Annotated in this window: 1 pseudogene; it reads left to right on the top strand. The window is 58.2% G+C overall.

Annotated elements, in window-relative coordinates:
• Nucleotides 1–128: 128 nt before the first annotated feature.
• Nucleotides 129–452 (top strand): annotated as a pseudogene (locus E5Z01_RS20450) (IS982 family transposase); the annotation flags it as partial.
• Nucleotides 453–679 lie beyond the last annotated feature (227 nt).

Raw genomic sequence — 679 nt, 5'->3', positions numbered from 1 at the left:
AACCCTGTACAACGAGAGGCGATTACACTCCAGTCTGGGGTACGTGCCCCCGGCAGAGTTTGCGGCCCAGTATCATCAAGCCCAGATGTGACTTGACCCCCTGTCCGCCTTCTTGGGTGCAGTCCAAGGCCAATCAGCATGACGTAGCCGTGAGGTACGAGTTGAACGAGGATTGGCCCGCTGTCGGCGGGCCAAAGGTCATCGGGGATAAGGCGTACCAGGATGGCGCGAACCTGACCCCTCCGAAAGCGAACGCGAGGACTGTCGATCCTCGGTGGCGTGATGACTATGAGCCGTTGAGCAAAGCGGTCGAGTGTGCATTTTCGTCGGTAGTCGGGCGTGGCTTGCGTTGGGGACAGGTGAAAACGCTGGCAAGTCTGCGCTTGAAAGTGGCGTTGATTCTGGTGGCGTACAATCTCCGCTTCCGAAACTTCGCCCTTGTCAACCCCTAATCGCCGTTAATCACCTCATCGCGCTCAGGGACGCCCATCAGGTCGACGCGAAGGTTATGACCTTCGCGCAGGAGCGTCTGGCGTTGTTGGAACGCCAGGCGAACGACTTAGAGCAAGCGATCAAGGAACTCGGTCAGCAGCACACCGAGGTTCAGCAGCAACTTAAGTTGCTGCGCACGATTCCTGGCATTGCGCTGATCTCAGCAGCCACGATACTGGCGGAAACA

It is taken from the genome of Deinococcus fonticola (genome assembly GCF_004634215.1).
In the GTDB taxonomy this organism is placed as follows: Bacteria; Deinococcota; Deinococci; order Deinococcales; family Deinococcaceae; genus Deinococcus; species Deinococcus fonticola.
The sequence above is the reverse complement of the archived record's forward strand: the minus strand, read 5'-3'. Positions and strand labels throughout refer to the sequence as shown.